Origin of the sequence: Streptomyces blastmyceticus (assembly GCF_039521185.1) — a bacterium.
GTDB classification, from domain to species: Bacteria; Actinomycetota; Actinomycetes; order Streptomycetales; family Streptomycetaceae; genus Streptomyces; species Streptomyces blastmyceticus.
Map to the genome: position 1 here is coordinate 436,765 of NZ_BAAABW010000013.1, position 26,856 is coordinate 463,620.

Here is a 26,856-nt window from a genome sequence, read left to right on the forward strand (position 1 = left end):
TGAGGGGGAGCACTGATGGGCAACCAGACCCTGGCCGCGCTGACCAGCGGGGTGCAACTGAAGGACTGGGTCATCACAGTCGCCGGGAACGTCTTCCTGATCATCTTGATCGTCCGGGGGATCGGGCATTACGCGAAGCGCGAGTGGGGCGGGCTGATCACCCACGTGATGGCCGGTGTTGTGGTCGCCGGATTCGTGTACGCGTCGGATGTCACCAAGTCCGTGCTGGTGGATGTCTGGACCAAGGTGGTCGGCACATGAGGGTCGGGCACACCTACACCCGGCATTTCGACCTGGAGACCCGGCAGCATGAACTGCTCGGCTTCGACCTGGGGGGAGGGGCCTCCGCGCCGTCTGCTGATCACCGGGTTCGTGATCTATGTGGTGTGGGTCGGTGTCCTGTTCCTGGTGTTCGGGTGGCCGTCGAGGGTTTTCTTCGTCCTCTACTTCGTGCCGCCCGCGCTGATCACCTACTACGGCGCGCAGCGCAGCAAGCGGATCGACCGCCGATGGAATCTCACCCACTGGGCCCTGACGGTCCGCTACTTGATGGTCGGTCACCGGCCGGTGATCAACGGCGGGCGCCGTGCGGCGGGGCGTGCCGAATGGCTGCCGCTGCGGGCCCGGCTGGGGGAGAGGGCCGGGCGCCTGGCGGAGCTGCCCGGGATGGGTGGTGTGGAGGGCCTGCTGGGAGGCGACGAGCCGAAAACGGCGGCCGGGCGGGCGGTGACGCTCGATATCCGCCCGCGCCTGTACGGGCCGGACGTCGTCTATCGCGCCCGTCGACGCGGCCGCACCAAGCAGTAAAAGGGGAGGACGCGCATGAAGCTGTTGAAAGGAATGGCGAGGCTGGCCGGGGTTGCGGGGGACCGCTCGGCGCCGCCGCCACGGTATGTCGCCATCGCCGACGGGCTGATCGTGACGGAGACGCACGCGCAGGCATGGTACGTCCTGGGCAGCTCCAACACCGACCTGATGAGCGAGGGCGCACGCGATGCCGAGCACGACCAGGTGGCCGGGGCGCTGGCGCGGCTGCTGGCCGGGTACGACTGCCACTTGAAGGTGGTGTGGTCGCCGCTGGACGCGGAGGACTACCGCACCGAGGCCGGTCGGCTGTTCACGGTGGGCGACTTCCCGGCGTGGGCCGATGCCCGGGTACGCCGGCTGGAGGACCTGGGGCTGTCGACCCGTCATCTGCTGCTGGGGGTGCGGATCGCCGAACGCTCCGGCCAGGCCACGGCCCGCGGCCGCGCAGGGGCGCAGAGCGCGTTCGGTATTGGTTCGTCCGCCGTGCCCGCGCGGGAGCTCGCGCGCCTGGACGCGCTGGCCCGGCGGCTGGGGCGCCAGCTGGAGACCACGCCGTGGAAGGCGCAGTCGGCCACGGTGGAGATGCTGGCCTGGTCGATCGCCCGTGAACAGCACCGCGGTACGGTGCTGCCCGCTCCCGACGGGGACGGTGTGATCGGCGGGGCGAAGATCGCGCAGCTGGTGCGCGGCCGCGTCCTGCCCTACCCCGACCATGTGCGCCTGCTCGACGGCCGGGGTGACGTCGCCGCCTGGAGCGCGGTGTTGGCGATGACGGGCTTCCCTGAGCAGATGGAGTCACCGGGGGCGGGGGAGTGGCTGCGGGCCGTCTCCGAGATCACCTACGTACCCGAGTGGGAAGGCGAGGACGTCGACCCGGAGGTGACGTTCCTGCCCGTCAACCCCGAGCCGTCCGTGCGGTTCAAGGTGATGCACCGCCGGGACGCACTGAAGAAGATCGACGAGGCGCGCCGCCTGGCCAAGGAGCAGCGGCAGAGCGCGTCGGAGCACTCCGCGGGGGAGACGGGCCAGGAGATCCAGGAGACCGAGGAGACGATGGAGGCCCTCTCGCGCGACATGAAGCGGGAGGACGTCACACTCCTGGAGGACCACCCCCGGATCGTCGTCAGCAGCGACGCGTCGCTGGAGGATCTGCGGGCCCGGGTCGACGCGGTGATCACGCACTACGGCGGCATGGGCATCGAGGTCAGCGTCCTGGAGGAGGAACAGCGCGAAGCGTGGCTGGAGTCGCAGCCCGGCGACCGGGTCCGCATCCCCGATCTGATGCACACCCGCACCGTCGGCGCACTCGCGGGCAGCTGGTTCTGGGGCGGCGCGTCCGTGGGCGATGACGAGGGCCCGATCATCGGCTTCCTCACCGGCACGACCCCCGGTGTCGTCCGCAACGACCTCACCGGTGGCTCCGACCGCGGGGACGCGACCACGACCGCGTTCATCGGCCGGTCCGGCAGAGGCAAGACGACCGCAATGATGCTGTCCTTGCTGGACGCAGCCTTCCGCGGATCGTTCGTGCTCGCCCTGGATTTCAAGGGCGACATGGGCGGCCTGGTCTCCGCGGGCCGGTACTACGGCCTGAACGCCCAACTGATCGAGACCGGAGCGCAGTTCGCCGGGATCGCCGACCTGTTCGCGCTGCTGACCGGCGAGGGAGCCGAGCGCGCCCAGACGGAAGTACCCGCCCAGCTGGGCATCGCCCTGCCGCAGCACCTGCGGATGCGCGGCGCGGAAACACCGATCCAGCTGGCGGTCAACGAAGTGATCGCCGCTGGCGCCCCGCGCACCTGGAAGGTGATCGAGCACCTGCGGCAGTCCGAGGACGAGCTCGCCCGCGAGGCCGGTGATGCCCTCCTGGAGCTGTCCCGGACCGCACTGGGCGCCCCCTTCATGGGCAAGCCGGTAGGCGGTGCACTGCTGTCCCCGGAACCCGGACTGTGGGTCGTCCAAGTCCCCGGCATCACACTGCCGTCCCCCGACGACGAGCGCGAGGACTGGTCCGTACACCAACGCCTGAGCGTGGCACTGGTCCACTCGCTCCTCGCGTACGGCATCAGCATGGCGGGCCGCAAGGACCTGCGCGGCCTGCGGAAGGTCCTGGCCGTACCCGAGGTACACGTCCTGACCGCCACCCGCGAGGGCGCCTCCTTCCTGCAGTACGTGGCCCGGGTGGGCCGCGCCCTGCGGACGGCACTGGTCGTGGACACCCAGGACCCCGAGTCACTGGCCGGACTGACCGGCCTGCTCGAACAGCTCACCACCGTTTTCGGATTCCAGCTGACCTCCGCGGAACAACAGGACGCGCTCGCGGCCCTCCTCGACCTCCCCCAGGGCCCTCACACACGTGCCCTGATCCAGGCCATCGGTGTCGACAGCACCCAGGAGATCCGCCACGGCCACTGCATCATGCGCGACCGCCGGTTCAGCAGCGCGACCGTGCAGTGGGACATCCCGTCCATGGAGCTGATGCAGCTGCTGAGCACGACGCCCGTCTCCGACGACGGCGTGGAACTGACCAAACAACCCGAGGAAGAGGCAGCATGAAGCGCACCGTGACCGCCGCTGTGATGACTGTCCTGTTGGCCGTCGCCGGATGCTCGTCCGAGAAGAGCACGCACGACAACAACGCCAGGCTCCCGGCCGACGAGTCAAAAGCCATGATGGCGGTCGCCGTCGAGTATCAGCAGGCGATGATGGACCACGACTGGACGCGCTCTTGCCAGATGGAGACCTCCCAGCATCGTTTCGGCCGAACGGTCCAGGAGTGCGTGGCTGCTTACAGCCCTCACCACTCCGCCGCACCGTCGACCGGATCGCCCGAACCGGAGAACACGGACACGGCACCGTCCGATAGCGCACCCTCAGCCGGCCCGGTGACCGCGGAGCCATCGCTTGTGGACGTGCCCGGCAACAGCGAACACCAGGCCGGCACCGGCGTCATGGTGATGTTCACCGCCGTAGGACCGCACACTTCAACGACCTACCGGTATGCCGTACGACTCGTCAAGAACGGCAACTCCTGGCAGGTCGACCAACGCGAGACCGTGTTCGACTCGGACATCGCGTACGGTGACCCGATCAGGACCGCTCTGGGGAAGACCAAGTGAGGCCGTTTAAATGGCGGCTGCCACGATTGCGGAACCTGGCCGTTCCACTGATGGGAGTGCTTGCCACGCTCATGCTGTGCGGATCGGTGGCCAATGCGGCCGACAGCCCGCGCAAGGAGCACAAGACCTTCGAGGTGACGGGTGTCGGCGGCCTCCTGCCGTCCCCGGACATCCCCAAACCTGGTGGAAAGGAGGCAGGCACCTTCTTCGAGACCTACAACAATGACGACCTCTACGAACTCGACACTGAATACGGCATGTTGGACACCGATGACTTTGTGGAGATTTTCGCCGACATCTTCATGAGCCTGACCGTGACGGTCGGCCGCGCAGCCGTGGTCTGTGTCCAGTGGGCGTTCAAGATGACTTCCCTGCCCGGCATAGAGAAGGCCATGACCAAGGCGATATCCGCCTCGGCCGGCACGGTCACCGAAACGCTCCTGCCTTCGGCCTTGGTCGTCGGGGCGCTCGTCGCCTGGGCCGGTCACCGCAAGTCCGGGTCCTCGCTGGGACAGCTCGGCTGGGTCTTCGCCTCCGGCGTCCTGGCCGTTTCCTTGCTGACCACCCCCAATATCTGGGTGAGCGCCCTCGACTCCACCCGCACTATCGGAACTGCGGTCGCGTTCAAGGCCACTGACGCCGGACTAGGCAACGGCACACAGGAGCCGATCGAGCTCGGTCACGAAGTCCAGTACACCAAGGACGAACGCGACACGATGCTGCGCAAGAGCGCTGACGCGGTCTGGCGCACCTACGTCGCCACGCCCTGGTGCATCGCGGAGTTCGGCAGCAAGGAGGCATGCAAGGAGTACGGGAAGGAACTGCTTGATCAGGGCCCGAGCGCGAAAAAGCGTAAGGAATGGCTGAGTGTGAATGTCAATGGCAACCCCGACGGCGGTCAGGACACGCTGAAGTGGCGGGAAGGTCACCGGCCCCTGGGCCGGATGATGGTGTCGTTCGCGGCGCTGCTCGGTGTGGCCCTGTTCGCGGCGCTGGCGATCATGCTGGCCTTCGCGTCTCTGGCCAGTCTGCTCGGGGCGTTGATGCTGCTGGTCTGCGGGGTGTTCTTCGCCTGTATGTGGGTGATCCCCGGACGTCCCCGGCAGTGGGGCACCAAGTGGTTCGACCTCCTGCTGGGCTTCGCCCTGCAGTCTTTCATCAGCACCATGGTGCTGGGCTCCGCGATGATTATGACGAGTGTCACGACCGGCACGATCGGCGAGTACGGGTACTTCGCCGGGGCAGGGCTGAGCATCTGCTCCGTCATCGCCGCGTTCAGGATGCGCAAGCTCATGGAGTCGATCGTCGGTGTCTCCAGAGCCATGGGTCCCGGAGCCGCCATCGGCGGCCTGCTCACCGCGCGCGGCGCGATGAGGGGTGCCGGGAAGATCTGGCGCGGAGCCCGCCGACTCGGCCGCCGCATCCCGTCCAAGCCGCCGATGCGATGGTCGGCTGCCGACGACGCCGACTCGGGTTCCGGTCCTGGCCGTGTCTCGTACTCGCCCTTCCCCGGCGGCGGGGGAGGGCGAGGCGGTCGTGGGATTGCCGGATCGGGGATGCCTCGGAGGCCGCTGCCGCCTCCGCCCTCCGCGCAAGGAGCACGCGCTCCGCTGCCTCCCGGCAGCGGCACACGCGAGGTGGGCCCGGCGACGAGCAGGCCGGAACTGCCCCCGGCGAGCGCACCCGTACGCGGCCGCAGCGTCGCGGACGGCCCCGGGACAGGCTCCCCGGCACCGCGACGCCGTGCCATCGAACCCGCCCCGGCCCGGCCGCGCCCGGCTCTGCCCGCAGGCCCGAACTCACTCCCACCGGCCCAGCCCGCTCCGGCCGAGATACCCGCAGGACGCCCCTCGCCGACGCTGCGGCCCGAGGCCGACGCCCCGCCTGCCTTCGGGTTCCAGCGCCTGCCGCGTACCGGGGCCACCGCGCCGCGAGTGATCCGGGGTGAAGTCATCCGCAGCGCGCCGGTCCGTCCAGGCGGGCCCACCGGCCCGAACCCCTCGCGCCCCGAGTCCGCACGCCGCCGCCGTCGCACGTCCGTGCCCGGTGCCCGGAACGGGGGCGGAGGCAGGTGAGCAAGGACGACGACAGGAAGACGAAGACCCCGCTGGAGTGGCGGGAGATGCTCAAGACCGGCTACGACTACCCCGAGGAGGCGCAGAGGGGCAGACGGAGTGAGCGCCGCCGCGCCCGCAAGCAGTACCGGCAGCGCGAGCGGACCGAGCTCAGACAGGTGCTGGAGGAGGAACGCCGTCGCGAGCCGATGACCGCGGGCGGCGCCGTGCTCGTCCTCGTCGTGATCCTGGCCATCGGCTGGGCCTCCGCGCGGTGGTTCCTCCACCAGGACGAGCAGGCCCCGGAATCCACCACGGTCGCAGACGCGCCCGCCGAACCCGAGCCGGCAGGACCTCACAGCATCCCGGGCACGACAACGGCGCCGCCGCCGTCCGAGCCGCCAGCGGCTGTCGACCTCAGTAGCCCGGAGAAGGCCGCCGAAGGGTTCGCCCGCGCCTATCTCACGATGAACCCGCCCGTGGACAAGACCCACGAGACGGTGATCCGCCGGGCGGCCCCGTGGATGACGGACGTCCTGGTGAGGAACCTGGTGATGAACTCCGACCGGGCCTGGAACGAACTGATCTCCAACGGAGGCATTTCCAGAGTCACTTCCCTCACGGTCAAGAACGCCGAGCAGGGCATGCCGGTCGACACCCCGCTCAGGGCATGGCGGACCGTGACCGTCGAGGCCGCCGTCGACGGCTACAAGCAGTACAAGCAGACGTACGTCCTGCAGACCGAGGCGACGCGCAGCAGCGACAACACCTGGCGCGTCGCCCGGGTCCTGGGGGTGTGAGGCTGTGGACGGACGCGAGGTCATAGGCATGGCCGCAGGAGCGGCAGGGCGGGGGCTGCTGATCAAGATCGCCGTCCCCGCCGCGGTCCTCGGCTTGTTCGGCCTGATCGCCATCGGCCTGGTTGCCGGGATGTCGGGAGCGAAGGCCCACGCCGCCTCCGGATGCGGGAAGCCCGGCAGGCCCGATACCGAGTACGACACTACTGGCGGCAGTGCGACCGGCAGCGACCACGCCCAGCAGCTGGCCAACGCCAAGACCATCGACCGCGTCGCTTCGCAGGGCGGCCTCTCCGGACGCGCCACGCTCATCGGCTTGATGACCGGCCTCGCCGAATCGTCACTGCTCAACCTCGATCACGGCGACCGGGACAGCCTGGGCGTCTTCCAACAGCGGCCCTCGTCCGGCTGGGGCACCAAGGAACAGATCATGGACGTCACCCACGCGGCCACCATGTTCTTCTTCGGCGGCGACTCCGGAGACCCGCCCGGCCTGACCGACATCAAGGGGTGGGAAAGCAAGACGCTCAACGACGCGGCCCAGGCCGTCCAGCGCAGCGGATTCCCCGACGCCTACACAGGCCAGGAGAACGAAGCCCGCAGCATCGCCGAAGAAGCAGGCATCGACATCGACCGCCCCGCCAGAGGCGGCACCGGCCGGACCCATAACGGGGCATCATCCGCTCCGTCACCCGGGCAGGGCCAGGGCGCGCACGAGGCAACCCCCGCCGACTGCACGGACAGCAGCCAGAACAGCCCCGGAGAACCAGGCCAGGCGTTCCACGACGGCCAGGCCTCCTGGCCCGACAACGTCAAGAACCGCCGGTCCACCGAGGACGCCATCCGCTGGGCACGGCAGGAGGCCTCCGGCGGCAGTGACCAGTGGTACCGCATGTGCCTGGCCTTCGTCGCCACCACCTACGGCTGGACCTTCTCCGGAACCACCTACGCCCAGGACCACTACCTGGACGTGATGCCGAAAGACATGCGGCATGACAAAGACCGCAATGAACCGCGCCGGGTTCGTTGGAGAGTGTGATGTGTGGTTTTCAGGTGCTCTGTACCGCTTGTTGTGAACGGTAGTGCATCGCCTCGTACTCGGTGGGCGGGAGGTTGCCGATGCTGCTGTGGAGGCGTTCTCGGTTGTACCAGTCGACCCAGGTCAAGGTGGCGATCTCGACGTCGTCGAGGGTCCGCCAGGGGCCGCCGGGTTTAATGGTCTCGGTCTTGAAGAGGCCGATCGTGGACTCCATGAGCGCGTTGTCGTAGGCGTCGCCGACCGTGCCGACGCTCGGGGCGGCGCCGGCTTCGCGGAGCCGGTCGGTGTAGCGGATGGACACATACTGACTGCCCGCGTCGCTGTGATGTATGAGTCCGTGCAGGTCAGTGGCCCCGTCGCGGTCGCGGGACCAGATGGCCATCTCGAGCGCGTCCAGGACGAGATCGGTGCGTTTGTGGCCGGCGGCCCGCCAGCCGACGATCTTCCGGGAGAAGACGTCCAGGACGAAGGCGACGTAGACGAACCCGGCCCAGGTGGCGACGTAGGTGAAGTCGGTCACCCACAGCTGGTTCGGGCGGCTGGCGGTGAAGTCCCGGTCCACCAGGTCGTCGGGACGCTCGGCGGCCGGGTCCGCGACGGTGGTCCTGACCGTCCTGCCGCGGACGGCGCCGGCCAGGCCGAGCGCGCGCATGAGGCGTTCGACGGTGCAGCGGGCCACCTCGATGCCCTCGCGGCGCAACTGCCGCCAGACCTTTCGAGCTCCGTAGACACGGTGGTTCTCGTCGAAGACGCGCTGGATCTCCGCCGTGAGCTCCTCGTCCCGCAGCCGGCGCGGCGAGGGACTGGCCTCGCGCTTCTTGGCGGCGTAGTACGTGGACGGAGCGAACTGCAGCACCTCGCAGACCGGCTCGACCCCGAGCTCCTCCCGCACCTCGTCGACGAACTCGGTCATCTCGGCAGTCGCGGGTCGAGCTCCCGCGCGAAGAAAGCCGACGCGGCCTTGAGGATCTCGTTCGCCCGCCGCAGCTCACGGTTCTCCCGTTCGAGTTCGGCGATCCGCTGGGCGTCCGCGGCGCTGGTCCCGGGCCGCTTGCCGTCGTCGACCTCGGCCTGGCGCACCCAGTTCCTCACCGCCTCGCGGTTGATGCCGAGCTGGTCGGCAACCCGCGATATCGACCCCGTTCTGATGCCGGTCTGCTCGCGTATCTCGAACACCATCCGCACGGCCCGCTCACGGAGCTCGTCCGGGTACTTCCTCTTCGCTGGCATAGGTCCCAATCCTCCAGGATTCGAACCCTCCAACGAACACGGGGCGGTTCACAACCCCCCGGCCGGAGCCCTCATGTTCTGGACAACAGGCAGCCGCGCCGGGCACGTCGCACTCTACGTCGGCAACGGAAAAATAGCCTCAAACGACATCGAAACCCCTGGTCGCATCAGCATCGTGCCCGCGACGGACATCGAAACCAAATGGGGTGCCACCTATCTGGGCTGGAGCCCGCCGTACTTCCCGCAGGGCGGATAACAAAGGAAAGGAGAGCACCATGCCTGCCACCGACCCCGACCAGGTACCGGCCACGCCCCTCTACACCATCACCGTCACACCGTCCGGCGACACCACCCTCGACGGAGAACCGGTACACGCCGAACCGCACCAGGAACCACGCGTCGCCGCCCTCGCAGAAATCCGCGTCAGAGCAGCCCTCTGCGACCGCACCGTCCGTGTCAACGCCAAAGAACCCGACGGCACCATCTGGCCCCTCCTCGTCGACACCGACGGCAACGTCACCGTCCTCGAAACCCCACACCCCACCCCACCCGTCCACGCTCCCGCCCTGGCGACCGCTCGGGACTGGCAGGCCCCGCTCCCCTCGCACCACCAGCCGCTCTACGCACACCTGCTCACCGCCGAGAGAGCCCACGACCTCGCCGCCGCCATCACTATCGCCACCACACTCGAAACCGCACTGACACAGCGATACGGCCTCCGCCACCCGCACACCCTCAACATCCTCACGCTGCGCACCTGGCTGACCCTGCGCCACCAGCCCAACAGCCACGACACCATCGAGCTCCTGCTCCACACCGCCCAACAACGCCACGAAGCCGACGCCCAGCCGCCGCAGGACACCGCGCGCTGCGCCCGCAACGCCCATGCCCTCTGGCGCCGCCTGGCCCATACCGACCCGCTCGCGGGCTGGGAGCTCTCCGCGGACGTCATCCGCGTACTGGATCTCATCGGTGAGACAAGCCGGGCGCGCGACGTACGAGGCCGGACGGCTGCTGCCCGCCCGGAGCGAAGAGGTGCCTGTGGCTTCTGACTTCACCCCTGGCCGGTGCACAGAACAGCGGAAAGACACATCATGACGAGAAGTCAGCTCGACGACCGAATAGAGGAGTTGGCCGAAGCCTTGGGCATGGGGCTGGGCCGGTTCCTGTCCGGGCGCGACATGGACGGGATAGCCCGCACGGACGCCACGTTCCTCAAGCCCGGCAGCCGCGTCCTGCCCAAGACGGAAGGCAAGGTCTCCCGGGCGGCATACCGGCCGGGCTGGCAACGCCTCGGCGCCCGACTGATCATCCTCGGCCTGATCGGCGGCGGGAGCTACAGCTACTCGCAGGACCCGCAGCACACCCTCCACGCCCTGGAGTACGGCGGTACGGGCGCGGCCGGCCTGACCGCGGCCGGTGCCATCGCGTACGCCCTGTGGAGCAAGGAGCGACGGGAACTGATGCGCGAATGGGTCAGGCCCCTGCACCTCGCACTCGCAGGACCACTGGACATACCCGAACAGAGCGACCCCCGCCGATACCTGCACATCCCGCTGAACTTCTCCGACGACGACGCCAAAATCCGCATCGACCTCCCGGTGGACCTCAAATTCAACGAGTCCGCCGTGGCCGAGCTGATCGTCAAGAAACTCGCCCTGGAAGGTGTCTCCTTCTCCTGGAAATATGCGGGCAAGGCCCCCTACGTCCTGATTAAAAAAGCGCTCCGCCCGCCGAACAAGCTCCTCTTCAAAGACCCCGCAGTACGCGAACTCGTCAGCCGGGCCCCCGAACCGGCACCACTGATCGGCCTCGGCAGCGGCAACAGAACCGTCTCCGTCAACCTCGACGACGACTCCCCGCACGTCCTGGTGGCCGCCGGCACCGGCGGCGGCAAGTCCGTCATCCTGCGCACCATCGCATCCCAGCTGATCCGCAACGGAGCCCTCACCTACATCCTCGACTTCAAACGCATATCGCACCCCTGGGCCCGCGGCGTGCCCGGCGTAACCTACTGCCGCGACATCTTCGAGATCCACGACGCCCTGATCCACCTCGGCGCCGAAGGCCGCCGACGCATCGGCCTGGCCGACCAGCTCGGCATCGACGCCGACCTCTCCCAAGTCGGGCCCCGGATAGCGATCCTCCTCGAAGAAGTCAACGCCACCATGAAACAGCTCGCCCGCTACTGGGAGAAGGTCAGGGAGAGGGACGACCCCAAAACCTCCCCGGCCATCGACGCCCTCGCCGAAATTCTCTTCATGGGCCGCCAAGTACGCCTGCACGTCCTGCTCGTCGCCCAGTCCGCCACCGCCCGCGCCCTCGGCGGCCCCGAAATGCGCGAGAACTTCGCCACCCGCATCCTCGCCCGCTACACCCAGAACGCCTGGCGCATGCTCGCCCCCGAAGTCCACCCCGCCCCGAAAAGCACCCGCCACACCGGCCGCGCCCAAGTCGTCCTCGGCGGCATCGCCCACGAAACACAAGTCCTCTTCATGACACACGCCGAGGCCCATGCCTGGGCAACGGGCAGCAGCGCCGCCGGCCCGACCGTGACACTGACGAAGACCGTTCCACCACCCGTCAACACCCCCGCCCCAACAGCCGCCACACCGCCCGGAGCAGCCGCCTTGACGGCGCCACCAGCCAGCACCGGAGTACCTGCCCAGACGAAACCTTCATCCCCGGTGAATGCTCCGAGCGGAACGGTCCCGCCACCCGCCGCAGCCCCTCCAGCTACGACACCCGCTGCTGCCATCCCAGCGGCAACGACGGCTGCGCCGCCCGGCACAAGAAACCCGAAGACCGCACCGGCGAGCCCAACAGCACCCACCGGCACAGAGCCTCCAGCCCCCGCGGAAGCACCGGCTGACGAAATGGTCGGGCTGCGCCAGGCTCAGCAGAAATACCTGCCGGACATCACCCTCACCACGCTGCGATGGGCACGGGCGAACGACCCCGACTTCCCCGACGCGACCGGCAAGCGGGGCGCGGAACTCCTCTACCAGGCATCGGACCTGCGCCGATGGGCTCGCAATCGGCCTCGGGCCGGGGCCGATAAATCCGATGCCTCTCCGTGAAGCGATCGCGCTGTTCCGATGACGGAAGGGCGTGCCTTGGCTGCACCGCCGGTGCTGGCGGTGATGTCTACTGTCGTGCTCATGTTCGTCAGGCGGTCGCGATGCGGAAGTCGCACGCATGCTTCGGATGAGACCGCCGAGCGGTCATCGCAATGAAGCCCGCTCGCCCCAGGTGCCTCCTCAATGGGACGCTGCGGACATGGAGTTCCTCTGCTACCACCGCGACCGGACCGGCTCCCTACCGCTGCGCGAGGAGTTGCTCGAAGAGCATTGGGCCTATATGGACCGGTACGCGGAGGAGATGATCGCCCGGGGGCCGACCTTCGCCGACGACGGTGACACACTCACCGGAAGCGTGCACATCGTCGATCTGCCCGATCCCGCCGCTGCCCGCGCATTCGCCTTTGATGAGCCGAACTACCAGGCCGGCGCCTACCGGGACGTGCTGTTGCGGCGGTGGCGCAACACGTTGGGACGCACCATGTGGGACTTCCCCGGCTGCCGGACCGACGGCAACCGGTACCTGGTGCTCGGCCTCGCCACGGGGCAGGCCGCCGACCTCGCACTGCCGCCCGACCAGGACGAACTGATCGCCTATGGGCCGCTGCTGTCCGACGACGGCGCCATCTGGCTGGGCACGGCAGCGTTGGTCCGGGCCCAGGCCCCGGACACGGCACGCGCCATCCTGACCCCGGACCTGTACGCCGACATCGAGGTGCACAACTGGCAGTTCGGTGGGCGGCCGTCATGAACAAGGGCGGCCAGGCCGACGCCACCGCCGTGACGTTACGCTCCGTAGACGCAGTGGCCGCCAGCAGGGAATATTTGAAGTGGCCACGCCGGGGAGCTGAAAAAGTGGCCACGGGCGGGGAAATCTGGCCGCTGTCACACATGCGAACAGATCTTTCTGATCTTGACGTCGATGGTCTGGTTGTGACCGGGCAAATGGGCGGGTGAACACTCCTGCCAGGGCGCGGCGGCCGTGCCATCGAAGCTGAGCTGGTTCTGCCATGCTGAAAGGGCAGTTCTGATGATCGCTTGACCGGAGGGCATCTGCATGCTGACGACCCGCTTCGTCCCGGGCGCACCGAATTGGCTCGATCTCGGCGTTCCCGATGTTGACGCCGCCACGGCGTTCTACTTCGCACTGTTCGGCTGGACCTTCCAGTCGGCTGGCCCGGAAGCCGGCGGCTACGGCTTCTTCCAGCTCGACGGCAAGACGGTGGGCGCGGTCGGTCCGTGCCAGGAGGAGGGCGCGGGCCCGGCCTGGACGCCGTACTTCCTCACTGCGGACGCGGATGCCACCAGCAAGGCGGTGGAGCAGGCCGGCGGCCGGATTCGGACCGCGCCGATGGACGTCTTCACCGCCGGTCGGCTCGCGACATTCACCGACCCGACGGGCGCCGACTTCGCCGTCTGGCAGCCGGGCGACGTCAAAGGCCTGGAAGCGGTCATGGAGCCGAACACACTGTGCTGGACAGAGCTCTACACCACCGATGCCGCCGCCGCCCAGGACTTCTACCGCAGCGTGTTCGGCTGGACCTACCAGGACATGACGATGGGCGGGGAACTGCTCTACAGCGTCGCCTCCGCGCCCGGCGCCGGCAGTGGGGACGACACCGCGCACGGCGGCATCCTCCAGCTCCAGCAGATGCACCTGGATGCCGGCTCGACGTCGGAGTGGCACCCGTACTTCGGCGTCACCGACTGCGACGCGATGTACCACACCGCCACCCAGCTCGGCGCCACGCCGCTGATCGCGCCGATGGACGCGGCGGGCATCGGCCGCCTGGCGATGGTGATGGATCCGGCCGGCGCGCCCTTCGCACTGCTCAAAGGGGAACCGAAGACGGCCTGAGGCCCCCTCCTGGCAGGCGTCCACGATGCGCTCGGTTTGCCCTACTGAGCGTTCCAGCATCTCTCGGATCGGAGATCTCGGCCGGGACCGAGTTATTGGTACCGTCCATGCCGGGTGATCCCGTCACGGCCACCGCGCGATCAAGATAAATGAACCTCCGATGCTGCGGTGGCGGTCTGGGCCCGCACGAGATCTGGTGAACCAGCAGGGTGTACGGGATGCGGACAACTCAGTGCGTGGTGCCGTAGCCGCTATGTACGGAGCCTCGCCGACGTCACGCTCGCAGGCTGGCCTCTGCGCATCGACTTGTCCGTACGCCGCCTGTACTGCGAAAACACGACCTGCCCGAAGGCGACCTTCGCCGATCAGGTGCCGGAGCTTACCGTGCGCTACCAGCGGCGGACACCGCCGTTGCAGCGCATGGTGGAGGACGTCGGCGTGGTGCTGGTGGGAACATCGCCCGGACTGACCACCACGCTGACCAGCACCGCCAGCGCGCGACCGCTCTGGAGACCCGGGCCCGGCGCCTGCCGGGCTCACTCGGCGAGCGCATGCGCGGCAGCGGCCCGGCTGCGTGAGGTCGCCGACGAGCACGAGCAGCCCCGCCTCAGGGCGGACGCCGAGGGCCTGGTCAGGGTGGTCCACCAGAGGATGTCGACGGAGCGGTTGCCCAGCTCCAGGCCGTGGTCGAGGTCGCGGGCCTGGAGATGTGCGGTCCCCACGATCGCCGGCCGCATGCCGACGGAGCGGGTGAAGACCCCGGGCTGCATGGCGACGGCCTGCTGGTTCCAGGCCAGGGCGGCCTGGGGGTTCTTCAGGTCCCTGAAGACCTCGGCGGCATCGGCGGACAGCCGCGCGTGGTGATAGAAGTCGATCCATCCCGGCTCGTCGCCGCTGTCCTCACGCGTTCGCTCAAGGAGGTTTTCGGAGGCTGCCAGGGCCCGGGAGGCGGCCCGCTCGTCTCCGGTCCGCGCGTGAGCGTGGGCTTCGATGAGCCTGGTGAAGGCCAGTACCCGGGGCACGGCGTCGTGCTTGGCGCGTTCGAAGGCGCCCTGGGCCATATCGATGGCTTCCTCGGCGAACCCGCGCATGAGGGACTGCATGGCCATGGTCGTCAGGACATAGCAGCCGAGCTGGACGTCCCCGCCCGCGCGGGCGAGGCGGAGGGCCTGGATGAAGTGCTGCTGGGCCACTTCATGCTGGCCGACGTCGAAGGCCGTCCACCCGGCGAGGCGGGAGAGTTCGGCGGTGACGGAGAACAGTTCGCGGCCGACCTCGTCGGAGAACGAGCCCTGCAACAGCGGGACGGCCTGCTGTTCCAGGCAGGTGGTGACGGAGTTGGCCCGCCAGTTCCCGCCTCCGTATTTGGAGTCCCAGCGGCGGGCCCCGTCGGCAGCGTCCCGCAGCTCCTCCAGGTCCAGGCGACCGACCTGCGTCCCGCCCCGGTGATGAGCGGTGCCGTCGGCGGGGGTGACGAGCCAGCGGGTGACGGGTGTGGTGAACGCGGAGAGCGCGAAGCTCGATCCGGTCAGGAAGTCGCGGCGGTTCACACTGCTCCAGAACGAAGTGGCGACGCGGACGGCGTCGGCGGGTTCCCGGGGGAAATCCAACCCCCAGGTCCGCCTCCGGTGTCTCGGCCTTGCCCATGCCGATCTCCGCTAACGAGACGGGGCGGCCAAGCCGTTCGCCGATGGCCTGGGCGAGGAGGCGGGGGACCGGCCGTTTCGGGGTCATACCCCGGCGACACCAGTTCGCGATGGAGGTATGAGAGCGCGAGCGCGGCATCGGTGGATGCTTGTGACGGGTGGTCACACCCTTGCCGGATGCGCTTGTAGTCCCGTATGGGCTGTCGAGAGGTTCCGCCATCGAGGGCTGGCTCCGAGTGCTGCGGTGACCAGGGCGTGGATGGTGACCAGGCACAGCGCCATGCGGTAGAAGGTCTGCTGGAGCGGGACGAGCCACAGGTGGCGCAAGCTCTCGTTGTCCCTGCGCAGGGCATAGGCGGCGAGGACGAGTTGGGCGAGGCTGAAAATAGCCCAGGTGTACGCCGGGACGGGCGTGATCCCGGAGGTGAGCCCGTACAGGGCGGCGGCGTCCATGAGGGGCGCTGCGAGCGGCAGGGCGAGCTGGAACAGGAGCAGGTAGGGGAGGGTGCGGCGGCCGAGGCGGCCGGCGATGCCGGCTTCCATGACGGCGTGCCGGTGCTTCCAGATGGACTGCAGGGTCCCGTAGGCCCATCGGTGGCGTTGGTGCCAGAGGTCCTGGATGGTCGTGGGGACGTGAGTGCGGGCGTGTGCGTCGCTTCGGTAGACGACGCGCCAGCCGGCCCGGCACAGGGCCATGGCGATGTCGGTGTCTTCGGCGAGAGTGTCGGCGCTGATGCCGCCGCAGGAGGCCAGTGCTGACCGCCGGAAGGCTCCGATGGCTCCGGGAACGGTGGGACTGGCGCCGGCCAGGTCGAACAGCCGACGTTCCAGGCCGAAGCTCATGACGTATTCGAGGTGTTGCCACAGGGGCAGCAGGCCCTTGCGGTTGGCGACCTTCGTGTTGCCGGCCACCGCGCCGACCGACGGATCGTCCATGGCGGCGGCCAGGCGTGCCACCGCCCCCGGGGCGATCACCGTGTCCGCGTCGACCATGAGGACCACGTCGTGCACGGCGTGGGCGACGCCTGCGTTCAGGGCTGCCGGCTTGCCCTGATTGGGCTGGGTCACGACGCGCACCCTGGGGTCCGTCACGGTGCGGGCTGCTGCCGCAGTGTCGTCGGTGGAGCCGTCGTCGACCACGACGATGTCGATGTCGGGACAGCCGCCGTCCAGCAGAGCACGTACGCAGAAGGCAATGGTCTCCTGCTCGTTGTGGGCGGGGATGACGGCGGAGACGCGGGCCTGAGGCTGGGGCAGTGCCCGGGTTCTGGTGCGCCTTCGGTGTGCTGCTGCGGCCGCAGTGAGCAGGAGCAGGCGCGCCATGGTGAGCACAGCCACCGCGTACAGCAGCCAGGCGACAGCGGGGGGAACGGCAACGGCTACTTGGATCAGGTCGATCAGGGCGGTGCCGTACCAGCGGTCGAGCCGTGTGGCCGGGACGGTCTGGGGCGGCAGGCCGACCGCCTCGGTCAGGGTAGTGAAGCGGTATCCGCGTGCCTTGAAGGTGTCGATGAGCTGCCCCAGGGCCGCGACGGTCCGGGACCGGTCGCCGCCGCCGTCGTGCAGGAGGACGACGGCTCCCCGGCCGTCCTGCGGCGCGGCGCCGCGCACGATGTCCTGGGAGTTTCGTGCCTTCCAGTCGAGGCCGTCCTGGGTGGACAGGACGGTCAGGTAGCCGAGTGCGCCGGTGCGCAAGGCGGCGTGCCAGTCGCGGTTGTTGACCGCGTCGGGCATGGAGGAGTACGGCGGCCGCAGCAGCGTCGTGTTCTTGCCGGTGGCTCCGGCCAGGACGGCACGGCTGGCGGCGAGCTCCAGGCGCATCTGCCAGACCGGCGCGGAGGCCAGGTCTGCGTGGGTGAAGGTGTGCAGGCCGACTTCGTGTCCAGCGGCAGTCTGTGCCCGGACCAGCTCAGGGTGTTCCGCCATGTGCCGGCCGATGACGAAGAACGTCGCCGGTACCCGCTTGGCGGCGAGCAACCGGAGGATCCGCGGGGTCCAGACGGGATCCGGGCCGTCGTCGAAGGTGAGCGCCACCGTGCCCGGGCGCACGCCCAGGCTGACCGGAGGGCCGTACCGGGTGTCGACGACAGGCCCGCCGCCCGACACGGAATGCGGCACCAGACCGTCCGGCTCCCGCTCCTGGGTGGTACCCGGTTCACCGACGCCGCGCAGGATCGAGGTCGCCAGGAACAGGGCCGCCAGAAACACCGTGAGGACACCAGCCAGAACCCACCAGTGCCCGCGGGGCGAGATCGCCCTCACCGCAGGGGAAGCGTGCGGACAGCCTGGACCGGGCCCGTTGCCGGTGCCTTGGGGTCGGCGTACAGCACGCCCCCACCCAAGGCGAGGACACACAGGCACAAGACGCACACCACCACGCCCACGGCGGTCACGATCCTGCGACGGTGGCCGCGCGGGTCATCGAACACGGACGGGGTGAGCTTTGAACACGGCGGGCTGAGAAAATCGTTGATCACGTCACCGGATGCTAGGGATCGTCTGCAAGCGCTTCCCACGACGCGTGGACATTCCCCCGCACGAACGAGTCGCATAGGCGCGACTTGACGGCGGACGCGCTCGAACGGGGCGACTTCGGCGAATCGGCTCGCTTCGGCGCCCGATGGTTCGAATACTCATGCCAGGGTAACGGCGGGCAGTCCACGACCGCTTGGAGGTGAAGGACCCATGACCGCCCGGACAAGCCTGGCCACCGTGGAACTGACAGGACCAGTGCCGGCCTCACCTGCCGGTACGACACACGCCCCAGGCCCCGACGCCCGCGGGGGTCCTTCCCTCCGATTACCTCAACCCGCTGAACCGCGACCACACCTGCACCAGCACCCTGAAAGACGTCTCGATCGCCCGCACGGCGACCTCGGAAGGCAACGGCGCCGGGGAGACCGGTTCAACTTCCGTAGCCTGCACACCATCAGGACCATGCCCGTCCGCAGCACCGGCAAGAGCGACCTGCACTGAACCCGGCGACCGGCTGCGGCGCACGCACCGGCCCGTCGACGCAGATGACGCCACGTCACGCCCTTGCCCCTGCCCAAGCAACCCGCAGGAGTAGATCCCATCCATGGCCGCACCCCCGGACACCGCCTCACCCACCACGCCCGCACCACCCGGACGCCGCTCGCACACCACGCGAAACAGGACTCTCACAGGCCTGGTGTGCGGCCTGCTGGTCCTCGCCGTTCTCGGCTACGCCGGCCTGCGGCTGCATCACAGACTGAACACCATCGACCTGCCGCAGACGAACACGGCACCCCAGGGCGGATACACCCTCACTGTCTACTTCACTCCCAGCGAGGCGTACTACCACAGCCCACAGCGCAGCATCCGCGACCAGATCTGCGCCGGCCAAAATCTGCCGACCAGTTTTCCCACCGACTACCTGGAGCGCGTCGCCCTGGAGGGCTTCGGCAAGACGGCCCGTGGGGACTATCTCGGCTGGGACTTCGACCGGCACTGCTACTTTGCGACCAGGACTCCTCCGGTGGGCTCCCATGAAAACGCCCTGGTGCCCTGGAAGTCCGTCGCCGCCAACCATCTGTCACCGGGCACCCGGATCCGCGTCACCGACTGCGGGCCGGGAGTACCCGCCGAGATCTGCACGCGGGTGAAATCCGCGCAGTGGCGCGTCGACGACCTGTGCAGCATCGGCTGCGACGACGCCAAGCACCTCGACCTGTACATCGGTGAACAGACCCGGGCCGCCATCGAGGACGAAGACTTCTACTTCGTCACGAAAGGCGCCACCATCCAGGCCAGCACACCCGAAGAGCTGCGCTGATGGCCTGGTCGAGCGGGACCGTGGTCAGCCGGCTCGTTTCACGGATCGACGCCTGCATCGGCCGCAAGAACGATGGCGTCGTGCCGGGACCGGCACCGACGGCCCTTCCAACAGGCGCACGAACTACCGCTGTTTCCTCGACGGCGCGCCCGGACACGCCGGGGCCGGAAACCGTACTGGCCCGCCGACGTCTCGATGCGTTGGATGCCTTTCGCGGCTCCCTCGTTGTTCTGCGCATCTTCATCGGCAGCCAGGTGGCGGAGATCGCGGCTCCCGCCCTGCTGCACACGAACGGCTTTGGGCTGACGGTCGCCGACTTGGTCCTGCCCGGATTCCTGTTCATCATGGGCATGACGGTGCCGGTGTCCATGTCGACCTTTCTCCGGCCGTCGGCCGCACACGATCCCGGCGGACCGGACAGACGGCCTCATCTGCTGCGCATCGCGCGCCGCACCGCTTTGCTGTACGCGATCGGCATGTTGCTCAATGCGTACCCGTTCCTGCCTGAGGTACTGGAGCACTTGCGGTTCGCCGGCGTGCTGCAGCGACTGGCCGTCGTGTACCTGGCGGTGTCGCTGCTGTACATCACGTGCGCCTGGTCAATGCTGCCCGCCGGCAGCCCGACAGCCTCCGAGGGCAAGGCTGCGACACCCGCCGGCGCGCCCCACCACCGTGCGGTCCGCTTCCTGGCCCGGGCGTCCCTGCTGGGCGGGTTCCCCATCCTGGGTGTCGCCTTCTGGATCGTGGCGACATACACCTTCCACAACCCGTGGCCCGAATGCGCCCACGTCCATGCACTGACGCGGGACTGCTCGCTCGAGTCCTACATCGACACAAACATGTGGGGCGTTGAACGCAACTTCGATGGCGGCAAGTTCGACCCGGAAGGCCTCATGTCGACCTTGGTGGCAGTGGCCAACTGCTGGGCAGGTCTCGTCATCGGCATGGACATCATCCGGAACAAGCCGCGTTACAACGCCATCCCCAGCGTTCGCAGGCGCGCGTCCCTGCTGATCGCCGTCGGCGTGATGTGCGCCGGGGGCGGCCTCGCGCTGAGCCTGGTCATCCCGATCAGCAAGCAGCTGTGGACTCCGTCGTATGCCCTCGTGACCATCGGAATCATGACCGCCGGCTTCGGCCTGGTTCTACTGACGTTCGACGGCGGGCTGTGGCCTTCTCCCAGCCCGGCCGGCGCTGGCAGGCCGGGCGCGACGAGTCGCCTCAGACACCGGCCCTCCTCGACCTGGACGGGCATGACCGCCACCGCCCGTCGGCGGATCGCCCCCGTGGGCGACATCCTGGTGGCCCTTGGCCGCAACCCACTGTTCTTCTACGTCCTGTCCGAGCTCGTCATCACCACCCTGGATTACATTCCGGTCCGCTACCACGGCAAGGAAGAGACCGTGTGGAGCGTATGCGCCGAGGCCGGCCTTACCCCATGGATGCCTGCACCGCTGGCAAGCATCGTGTGGGCATTGCTGTGGCTGTTGCTCTTCTACGTCCCGCTCGCGCGGCTGCTCACGTCACGTGGGTGGTACATCCGGGTGTGACGGCAGCTGCGGGCACAGCATCCCGCACTTTCCAGCTGGAACGCGCGGAATGCCTCGCTCAGCGATGTCCCCGTACAGATCTGCCCCGCGGATCTCCGCGAGCAGCTCCTCGTCGAAGAGCCAGCCACGACGGTATCCCGCCAGGAACCGAACGTCCTCCAACTCCGCCGCCGCCGGCTCGCACCGCACACCTCATAGTGACGGCGCAGCCGTGGATGCGAATGTTATGCCGATCTCTGCCAGTGGTGAGGAGGGAAGCGGGGGAGCAGGCAGCCACGAGCTTGTGGACCACCGCAGCCTGAAGCCGAACGGCGACATCGCCCGGCCCGCCCCCGGCACCGACGAACGCGATGGCAACATCAAGGCCGAGACCGAATGGCTGCTGCTCGTCACCCAGGCATACGCCAACAGCGACGTCGTCCGCACGACCACCCACGAGACCGCACACGCAAAGGAAACCGTCCCACAGCATGAGCGATCCGCTGTCCTGCCCCGAGTTCCTCCAAAACCCCTACCCCTTCTACGACGAACTCCGGGCGGCGGCCCCCGTGACCCCGGTGACCACCGGCTCCGCAGGCAGGCCCAGCTACCTGGTCACCGGCTATGCCGAGGCGAAGGCGGCGTTCACGGACCCGCGACTGTCCAAGGACACCGCACGGTTCTTCGCCGACCGCCCCTCCAACCGCAACCTGCACCCCGCAGTCGCGCACAACATGCTCGCCACCGACCCACCCCAGCACACCCGGCTGCGCCGCCTGGTGACCAAGGCATTCACCACCGCAGCCGTCGACCGCCTGCGCCCGTTCATCGAGCACACTGCCGACCAGCTCCTCGACGACCTCCCGAAGGCCGGCGAGGCCGACCTCGTCACCGCTCTCGCCATCCCGCTACCGGTCACAGTGATCTGCCAGATGCTCGGAGTACCCGAGAACGACCGCGCACAGGTCCGCACCTGGTCGAACGACCTCTTCGCCGCCGGACAGCCCCAACGTATCGACGCCGCCTCCCACGCCGCGGCCGACTACATGGCCGGCCTCATCGCGGCCAAGCGCCACGCCCCGGACGACAGCCTCCTGCACGACCTCATCACCGTCCACGACGAAGGAGAGCAGCTCAGCGAAGACGAACTCATCTCCCTCGCCGTCCTCCTGCTCATCGCCGGCCACGAAACCACCACCAACTTCATCGGCAACGCCATCCTCGGGCTCCTCCAGCACCCCGAACTCCTCGACCGCCTACGCGCCAACCCCGGCCGGATCAGCAGCATGCTGGGCGAACTGCTGCGCTACGACTCGCCCGTCGGCATCGCCACCTTCCGGTACAGCACCCAGGCACTCACCCTCGGCGAGACCGAGATTCCCGCCGGCGTCCCGGTGCTCATCTCGCCCGGAGCAGCCAACCGAGACCCCGCCCAGTACCCGGGTCCCGACCATCTCGACGCAGACCGTGATGCCAGGGGACACCTGGCATTCGGTCACGGCATCCACCGCTGCCTGGGTGCGCCACTGGCCCTCGCCGAGGCAGAGATCGCCCTCCGCGCGCTCCTGACCCGGTTCCCTGAGCTTCGCCTCGCGGTGTCGTCCGAAGAGCTTCGGTGGCGGCACACGCGACTCATGCGGGGCCTGGAGTCCTTGCCGGTGCTCACGCTTTGACGTTGAGGGCGGAGCTGGTTCCAGCAGGACCCAGGTCGCCCTCGTGCCACTGGCCTGCCGGGATCATGAGGTGCTTGTTCTCTCCGAGGCGTAGGTGTGACAGAACGAACGGTCCGGACAGGTCGCGGCGTCCGGGCGTAGCTACGGGGAGAGGTCCACCGTCAGGACGATCCGGCTGTCCGCAGCTCTGGACAGCGGACAGTCGGCCAGGGCGTGACACGGCCGGTCGGTCTTGATCCGCCCGTGGCTGAAGGCTCCGTACAAAGCTCCGTGCCCGCAGCGCTGTTCGGGTGCGAGCGCGAGACCGACCAGAGTCCGCACCGGTCCGTCCGCGCACAGCAAGGCGTCGCACAGCTCGGTGGTTCCGGGCTCGGAGAGGGTGACCGTCCCCCGGCCCGGCGGCCGGGGGACGGTTATCTGTACCGGTCCGCGGGCGGCGCCGTTACGGTTTACGGGCGACGACGGCGACGGAGTCGAGCAGGTCGACCTCTTGCCGGATCCGCTCCTGTTCGCTCCACTCCTTGACGAATTCCTGGGCGGCCTCCGGGTGCAGTTCCTTCAGGGCTTCCGGGTCGCCGACCAGGCCCGTCCAGTAGCGGTACCAGCCCTCCCACGTCCGGTCGCGGATCGAGGTCACGTCCGGGTCGGTGAAACCGGCTTCGAGGAGCTGCCGGGCGTAGGCCCGCCGGTCGTACCAGTTGGCGTCGGGCACGCTGAACCTGTACAGGCTGAGGCGCTTGGTCCTGAAGGTGTCGCGGGGGGTGTCGCCGCTCAGCGGAATGGTGTCGATGGCGGCCAGGACGCCGCCGGGTTTCAGGACGCGCAGCGCCTCCTTGAGGAAGGTGCTGCGGGGGTGGAAGTGCAGGGCGGAGTCGAGGGCGACGACGCGGTCGAAGATGCCGTCCTCGAACGGGAGTTCAGTGGCGCTGCCGACGAGGAACTCCGCCCGTTCCCGAAAGCCTTCCGACTCGGCCTGTGCACGAGCACCGTCGACATGACGAGGCGTCACCTCCAGCCCGTGGACCTTGTGGATCCTGTTTCCCCGTAACCAGGCGAAGTCCTGTTCCCCGTAGCCGAATCCCACGTCGAGGACGGTGTGGCCCGGCTTGAAGCCGGCGATGTCGGCGAGCTTGAGGGCGAGGTCCTCGCCGGCCCGGTCCGGATCCCTGGTGCCGTCCTCCCAGTAGCCGATGTTGATGTAGCGGGTGGTGCGGTGCGCGAACTGCCTCTCAGGGTCGGCGAGTTCGTAGAGCCGTCTGACGCGGGTGTCCGGATCGGACGTCGTGACGGCCTGGATGGCCTTGCCGATCGACTGTACTTTTCTCAGCATGACGAACCTGCCCTTCGTAGAGGATCCAGGGATTCGCACGGGGGGTGGAGGCGTCGGAGGGGCGGCGGGCACCGGCCGCCGGTGTGGTGGCAGGGCACCGCCGTGCGCCTGTCTGCCTGCTTCCAGCAGAACCCATTCCGTTTATGGAAACCCTTAGTACTACAGCTGGTTGTTCACGTGACGTGATGGCGGTGGGCTCGTTGCTCGCGGTCTGCTGAGCGAGGTGCCGCGCAGGCCCCAGGCATGGGCGGCGCCCTCGGTGCCTGTCACGGCCTCGACATCCCTCTCGTCTTCGGCAACCTGGACCGAGGCCAGCCTGCCACGCTGATCGGTGAAGCGCCCTCCCTGGAGGCAGAGGCCCTGTCCACCCACATGCGCGCCGCCTGGACATCGTTCGCCGCCCACGGCGGCCCCGGCTGGCCCGCGTACGACACCGATCAGCGCCTCGTTCAGCTCTTCGACACCCGACCGACTGTCACCGCCTAACAGATTCCCGTATTGCCGCTGATCAGCCGGTAGCGCCAGTCGGCCGGGACGGAGAGACGCGCACATGCCAGTCAGGCGACGGCGCGGTCCGGCCGGTGGTCGAGCTGGACGACGTCCGGCGCAGGATAGGCGGCGCAGGCGGTGGTGAAGCGGCGGCGGTCGTCGGCGTATCGGGCGGCGTAGACAGTGCCGTCGGGCTCGACGGAACGGCGGGGGTGCGGGGTTCGTCATTGGTAGCCCTCAGTCCGCGGAGCGCTGGTCTGGGTGTGAGGTGATGGGGTGGTCTTCGGCGCGAGCGCAGGCTTCGGCCTCGGTGCGAGCCGATCCGCGGGCGGGGCGGGCGCGTTCGCTTTGACCGGGCAGGGGTGATGGTGCAACTGCACGAATGTCGCGCTCAGCACGACCGGCAGTACGAGCCGCCCGCCGCCACCGGCCGCGAGCCGTCCCCCACTCAGGGACGGGGAACCCTTCATGGGCCGATGCCGGCTCACGAGGCGAGGACCGCGGCGAGCTCGCCCGGCCGGGCGGCGAACGGGCTGTGGCTGCCGGGCAGGGTATGCACAGTGAATGGGTTACCGGGGAAGACCCGGTCGGCTTCCGCGATCATCAGGTCCTGCGCGGCCGGTGCCAGCGCCCGGTCCTCGGCGCAGCGCAGGAAAGTTCGTGGAATTCGTCCCCACCGTGCCGCGGTCAGGGTGACCGGAGCCGTCGGGATCGCCAGGGGCAGATCAGGGCTCAGCGCGGCTCGCCACCGGTCAAAGCGGTCCAGGGGGGTGTCGTGGTAGTGGGTTTCCCGCAGTTCGTCAAGGTAGGCGGGATCCGGTGAGAGCGGATTGATCCGTACGGCGCCCAGGGCCTCGGGGTCGCCGAGGTTCAGGTTCTGGCCCAGCGCGGTGGCGTTCTCGGGTGAGCCCAAGTAGTCGAAGAACCGCGGCCGCCCGCCCGGGACGAACGCGGACAGGTAGACGATCCGGTCCACCAGCTCGGGCGCCCGCTCCGCGGCCAGGGACGCGGGACCGCCGCCCGCGCTGTGCGCGACGAGCACGACAGTGCGATGGTGACGCACCTGGTGCAGGACGCTCAGTACTGCCTCGGCGCAGTCGTCCATCGTCAGGGTGGCGAGCTGTGACTTCTCGGTCAGCAGGCCCGGCTGGCCGGGCAGCAGGTATCCGGTGGGCAGGGGTGCGTCGAAGCCGTGCCCCGGCATGTCGACGGCCACGCTTGCAGCGCCCAGTCCGGCCAGCGCGCGCTGCGTCGCCGCCCACTGTCCGGAGCTGTGCCAGGCGCCGTGCACGAAAACGAAGACGGTGTCGGTCAGAGATACGTTCTTCATGGCTCCATTCCAGACAGAAACCACAGCGCCATCCATTCATAGATCTGATAAGCGGCATGGCGATATCTTTGAAGTATTGCCAGAAGTCGATGGGATGGAGGGCGGGTCATGGAAGCGCGACACCTGCGGTACGCGGTTGCTCTCGCCGAGCACGAACACTTCGGCCGGGCGGCCGGCGAGCTGGGCATCGCGCAGCCGCCGCTGTCCAAGCAGATCGCCGACCTGGAGCGCGAGGTCGGGGCCCGGCTGTTCGACCGCACACGTCAGGGGGTGTTCCCGACCGCCGCCGGCGAAGCGTTCCTCGCGCGGGCGCGCCGGGCGCTCGACGAGATCGCGGCGGCCACGGTCGACGCGGGCCGGGCCGCGCGCGGCGAGACGGGACGTCTGCGCCTCGGCTTCATCGCCTCGGCACTGCTCGACCCGCTGCCGGGCATCCTGAGCCGGTTCGGCCGTGAACGGCCCGACGTGAGACTGGAACTGCACGAGATGGCAACCAGCCGCAGCAGCCCAGCTCTCGTCGCCGGGGAGCTGGACGTGGCCCTCACCCTCGGCCCCCCACGGGGTGCCGGAGCCGAGCATCTCGTGTCCGTCCCGATCCGACGCGACCACGTGATCGCTGTGGTAAGTACGGCGCACCCGTACGCGGGTCAACAGTCGGTAAGTGCCGATCAGTTGCGGCGACAGCCGCTGATCGTGTCGGCCGGCGAGGACGAGCCCGCTGTAGTCGCCGTACTGCGCACCCTGCTGGGCACGGACTCATCGGCTCTCGGCGGTGCGACCGTCGCGAGGGACGTACACACGATCATCGGCCTCGCCGCCTCGGGCGTGGGCATCGGCCTGGGGCCGTCCCGCATGAGGGCGGTCCCGCGTCCGGGAGTGCGGTTCTGTGAAGTGACCCCGCGCACGCCGCTGCCCGATCTCGTCCTGTCCTTCGCGGCCCGCGATCACTCCCCGGTGCTGCGCGCCTTCCTCGACACCATCCGGAAGAACTGCCCCGACGTCGGTGCCGCGCTCAACGACCGGCTCCGGACCCACACTTGATTCGGGCCGGTCATCCCTTCGCATGCGCGTGTCCGGCC

24 protein-coding genes and 1 other annotated feature are annotated in these 26,856 nt (G+C 68.7%); of the genes, 17 read left to right on the top strand and 7 right to left on the bottom strand.

Annotation, left to right across the window (positions count from 1 at the left end):
* Positions 1-15: 15 nt before the first annotated feature.
* From ABD269_RS12135 to ABD269_RS12165, 7 genes are read left to right on the top strand one after another with little or no spacing between them, the layout of a single operon-like run.
* Positions 16-261 (top strand): hypothetical protein, encoded by a 246-nt coding sequence (locus ABD269_RS12135; RefSeq protein ID WP_344117810.1) that lies wholly within the window; start codon positions 16-18, stop codon positions 259-261.
* A 48-nt stretch (positions 262-309) separates the two neighbouring features.
* Entirely contained in the window at positions 310-807 is a 498-nt protein-coding gene (locus ABD269_RS12140) for a hypothetical protein (RefSeq protein ID WP_344117811.1), read from the top strand.
* Positions 808-822: 15 nt separating this feature from the next.
* Positions 823-3,363: an ATP-binding protein gene (locus ABD269_RS12145; protein ID WP_344117812.1), complete on the top strand. Its 2,541-nt coding sequence runs from the start codon at positions 823-825 to the stop codon at positions 3,361-3,363.
* Positions 3,360-3,926 (top strand): hypothetical protein, encoded by a 567-nt coding sequence (locus tag ABD269_RS12150; protein ID WP_344117813.1) that lies wholly within the window; start codon positions 3,360-3,362, stop codon positions 3,924-3,926. The genes ABD269_RS12145 and ABD269_RS12150 overlap by 4 nt, the downstream gene beginning before the upstream one ends.
* Positions 3,927-3,982: 56 nt before the next feature.
* On the top strand, positions 3,983-6,001 hold the full coding sequence (locus tag ABD269_RS12155; protein ID WP_344117814.1) for a hypothetical protein: 2,019 nt from the start codon (positions 3,983-3,985) through the stop codon (positions 5,999-6,001).
* Positions 5,998-6,780 (top strand): hypothetical protein, encoded by a 783-nt coding sequence (locus ABD269_RS12160; protein WP_344117815.1) that lies wholly within the window; start codon positions 5,998-6,000, stop codon positions 6,778-6,780. The genes ABD269_RS12155 and ABD269_RS12160 overlap by 4 nt, the downstream gene beginning before the upstream one ends.
* A gap of 4 nt (positions 6,781-6,784) precedes the next feature.
* A complete protein-coding gene (locus ABD269_RS12165) occupies positions 6,785-7,816 on the top strand; it encodes a peptidase M23 (RefSeq protein ID WP_344117816.1) in 1,032 nt (343 codons plus the stop codon).
* Between the two features lie 10 nt (positions 7,817-7,826).
* On the opposite strand, the gene ABD269_RS12170 is transcribed toward ABD269_RS12165, so the two are convergent.
* Positions 7,827-9,046, bottom strand: a protein-coding gene (locus ABD269_RS12170) for an IS3 family transposase (RefSeq protein ID WP_344117817.1) whose coding sequence is annotated in 2 segments (ribosomal slippage) — positions 7,827-8,767 and positions 8,767-9,046 — 1,221 coding nt in all. Because the reading frame shifts where the segments join, the coding sequence is not laid out codon by codon here.
* Positions 8,655-8,768 (bottom strand) — a sequence feature (AL1L pseudoknot). Its footprint overlaps the gene before it by 114 nt.
* A 73-nt stretch (positions 9,047-9,119) precedes the next feature.
* Between ABD269_RS12170 and ABD269_RS12175 the strand changes: the two genes are divergently transcribed.
* The 4 genes from ABD269_RS12175 (at position 9,120) to ABD269_RS12190 (ending at position 12,877) form a co-directional block, all read left to right on the top strand.
* Entirely contained in the window at positions 9,120-9,302 is a 183-nt protein-coding gene (locus ABD269_RS12175; protein ID WP_344117818.1) for a hypothetical protein, read from the top strand.
* A gap of 19 nt (positions 9,303-9,321) precedes the next feature.
* A complete protein-coding gene (locus tag ABD269_RS12180; RefSeq protein WP_344117819.1) occupies positions 9,322-10,098 on the top strand; it encodes a hypothetical protein in 777 nt (258 codons plus the stop codon).
* A gap of 42 nt (positions 10,099-10,140) precedes the next feature.
* Positions 10,141-12,126: a pRL2-11 gene (locus ABD269_RS12185; RefSeq protein ID WP_344117820.1), complete on the top strand. Its 1,986-nt coding sequence runs from the start codon at positions 10,141-10,143 to the stop codon at positions 12,124-12,126.
* 199 nt (positions 12,127-12,325) lie between these two features.
* Positions 12,326-12,877 (top strand): YciI family protein, encoded by a 552-nt coding sequence (locus tag ABD269_RS12190; protein WP_344117821.1) that lies wholly within the window; start codon positions 12,326-12,328, stop codon positions 12,875-12,877.
* A gap of 134 nt (positions 12,878-13,011) precedes the next feature.
* Here the strand turns inward: ABD269_RS12190 and ABD269_RS12195 are convergent, their stop codons facing one another.
* Positions 13,012-13,185, bottom strand: a complete 174-nt coding sequence (locus ABD269_RS12195) for a hypothetical protein (protein WP_344117822.1) — start codon at positions 13,183-13,185, stop codon at positions 13,012-13,014.
* On the opposite strand from ABD269_RS12195, the gene ABD269_RS12200 reads away from it, so the two are divergent.
* Positions 13,184-13,984 (top strand): VOC family protein, encoded by an 801-nt coding sequence (locus ABD269_RS12200; RefSeq protein WP_344117823.1) that lies wholly within the window; start codon positions 13,184-13,186, stop codon positions 13,982-13,984. The genes ABD269_RS12195 and ABD269_RS12200 overlap by 2 nt on opposite strands.
* A gap of 536 nt (positions 13,985-14,520) precedes the next feature.
* Here ABD269_RS12200 and ABD269_RS12205 read toward each other — a convergent pair.
* Together ABD269_RS12205 and ABD269_RS12210 are read right to left on the bottom strand one after the other, a co-directional pair.
* Positions 14,521-15,594: an NsdA family TPR-like regulatory protein gene (locus tag ABD269_RS12205; protein ID WP_344117824.1), complete on the bottom strand. Its 1,074-nt coding sequence runs from the start codon at positions 15,592-15,594 to the stop codon at positions 14,521-14,523.
* A gap of 198 nt (positions 15,595-15,792) precedes the next feature.
* On the bottom strand, positions 15,793-17,838 hold the full coding sequence (locus ABD269_RS12210; protein WP_344117826.1) for a bifunctional polysaccharide deacetylase/glycosyltransferase family 2 protein: 2,046 nt from the start codon (positions 17,836-17,838) through the stop codon (positions 15,793-15,795).
* A gap of 871 nt (positions 17,839-18,709) precedes the next feature.
* Between ABD269_RS12210 and ABD269_RS12215 the strand changes: the two genes are divergently transcribed.
* From ABD269_RS12215 to ABD269_RS12225, 3 genes are all read left to right on the top strand, one after another.
* Complete coding sequence (locus ABD269_RS12215) at positions 18,710-19,426, top strand: hypothetical protein (RefSeq protein ID WP_344117827.1); 717 nt, start codon at positions 18,710-18,712, stop codon at positions 19,424-19,426.
* The gene (locus tag ABD269_RS12220) at positions 19,426-20,976 is read left to right on the top strand and encodes a heparan-alpha-glucosaminide N-acetyltransferase domain-containing protein (protein WP_344117828.1); all 1,551 of its coding nucleotides are present in this window, start codon (positions 19,426-19,428) and stop codon (positions 20,974-20,976) included. Before ABD269_RS12215 ends, ABD269_RS12220 begins: the two co-directional genes overlap by 1 nt.
* 470 nt (positions 20,977-21,446) lie before the next feature.
* Entirely contained in the window at positions 21,447-22,628 is a 1,182-nt protein-coding gene (locus tag ABD269_RS12225; RefSeq protein WP_344117829.1) for a cytochrome P450 family protein, read from the top strand.
* 141 nt (positions 22,629-22,769) lie between these two features.
* Here ABD269_RS12225 and ABD269_RS12230 read toward each other — a convergent pair whose 3' ends face one another.
* Both ABD269_RS12230 and ABD269_RS12235 read right to left on the bottom strand, forming a co-directional pair.
* Positions 22,770-22,949 (bottom strand): hypothetical protein, encoded by a 180-nt coding sequence (locus tag ABD269_RS12230; RefSeq protein WP_344117830.1) that lies wholly within the window; start codon positions 22,947-22,949, stop codon positions 22,770-22,772.
* Between the two features lie 121 nt (positions 22,950-23,070).
* Entirely contained in the window at positions 23,071-23,958 is an 888-nt protein-coding gene (locus ABD269_RS12235) for a class I SAM-dependent methyltransferase (RefSeq protein ID WP_344117831.1), read from the bottom strand.
* Positions 23,959-24,201: 243 nt separating this feature from the next.
* Here ABD269_RS12235 and ABD269_RS12240 point away from each other — a divergent pair, with 243 nt between their 5' ends.
* On the top strand, positions 24,202-24,444 hold the full coding sequence (locus tag ABD269_RS12240) for a hypothetical protein (protein ID WP_344117832.1): 243 nt from the start codon (positions 24,202-24,204) through the stop codon (positions 24,442-24,444).
* A 487-nt stretch (positions 24,445-24,931) separates the two neighbouring features.
* Here ABD269_RS12240 and ABD269_RS12245 read toward each other — a convergent pair whose 3' ends face one another.
* Entirely contained in the window at positions 24,932-25,777 is an 846-nt protein-coding gene (locus tag ABD269_RS12245; protein ID WP_344117833.1) for an alpha/beta hydrolase, read from the bottom strand.
* 108 nt (positions 25,778-25,885) lie between these two features.
* Here ABD269_RS12245 and ABD269_RS12250 point away from each other — a divergent pair, with 108 nt between their 5' ends.
* Complete coding sequence (locus ABD269_RS12250) at positions 25,886-26,818, top strand: LysR family transcriptional regulator (RefSeq protein WP_344117834.1); 933 nt, start codon at positions 25,886-25,888, stop codon at positions 26,816-26,818.
* Positions 26,819-26,856: the final 38 nt, after the last annotated feature.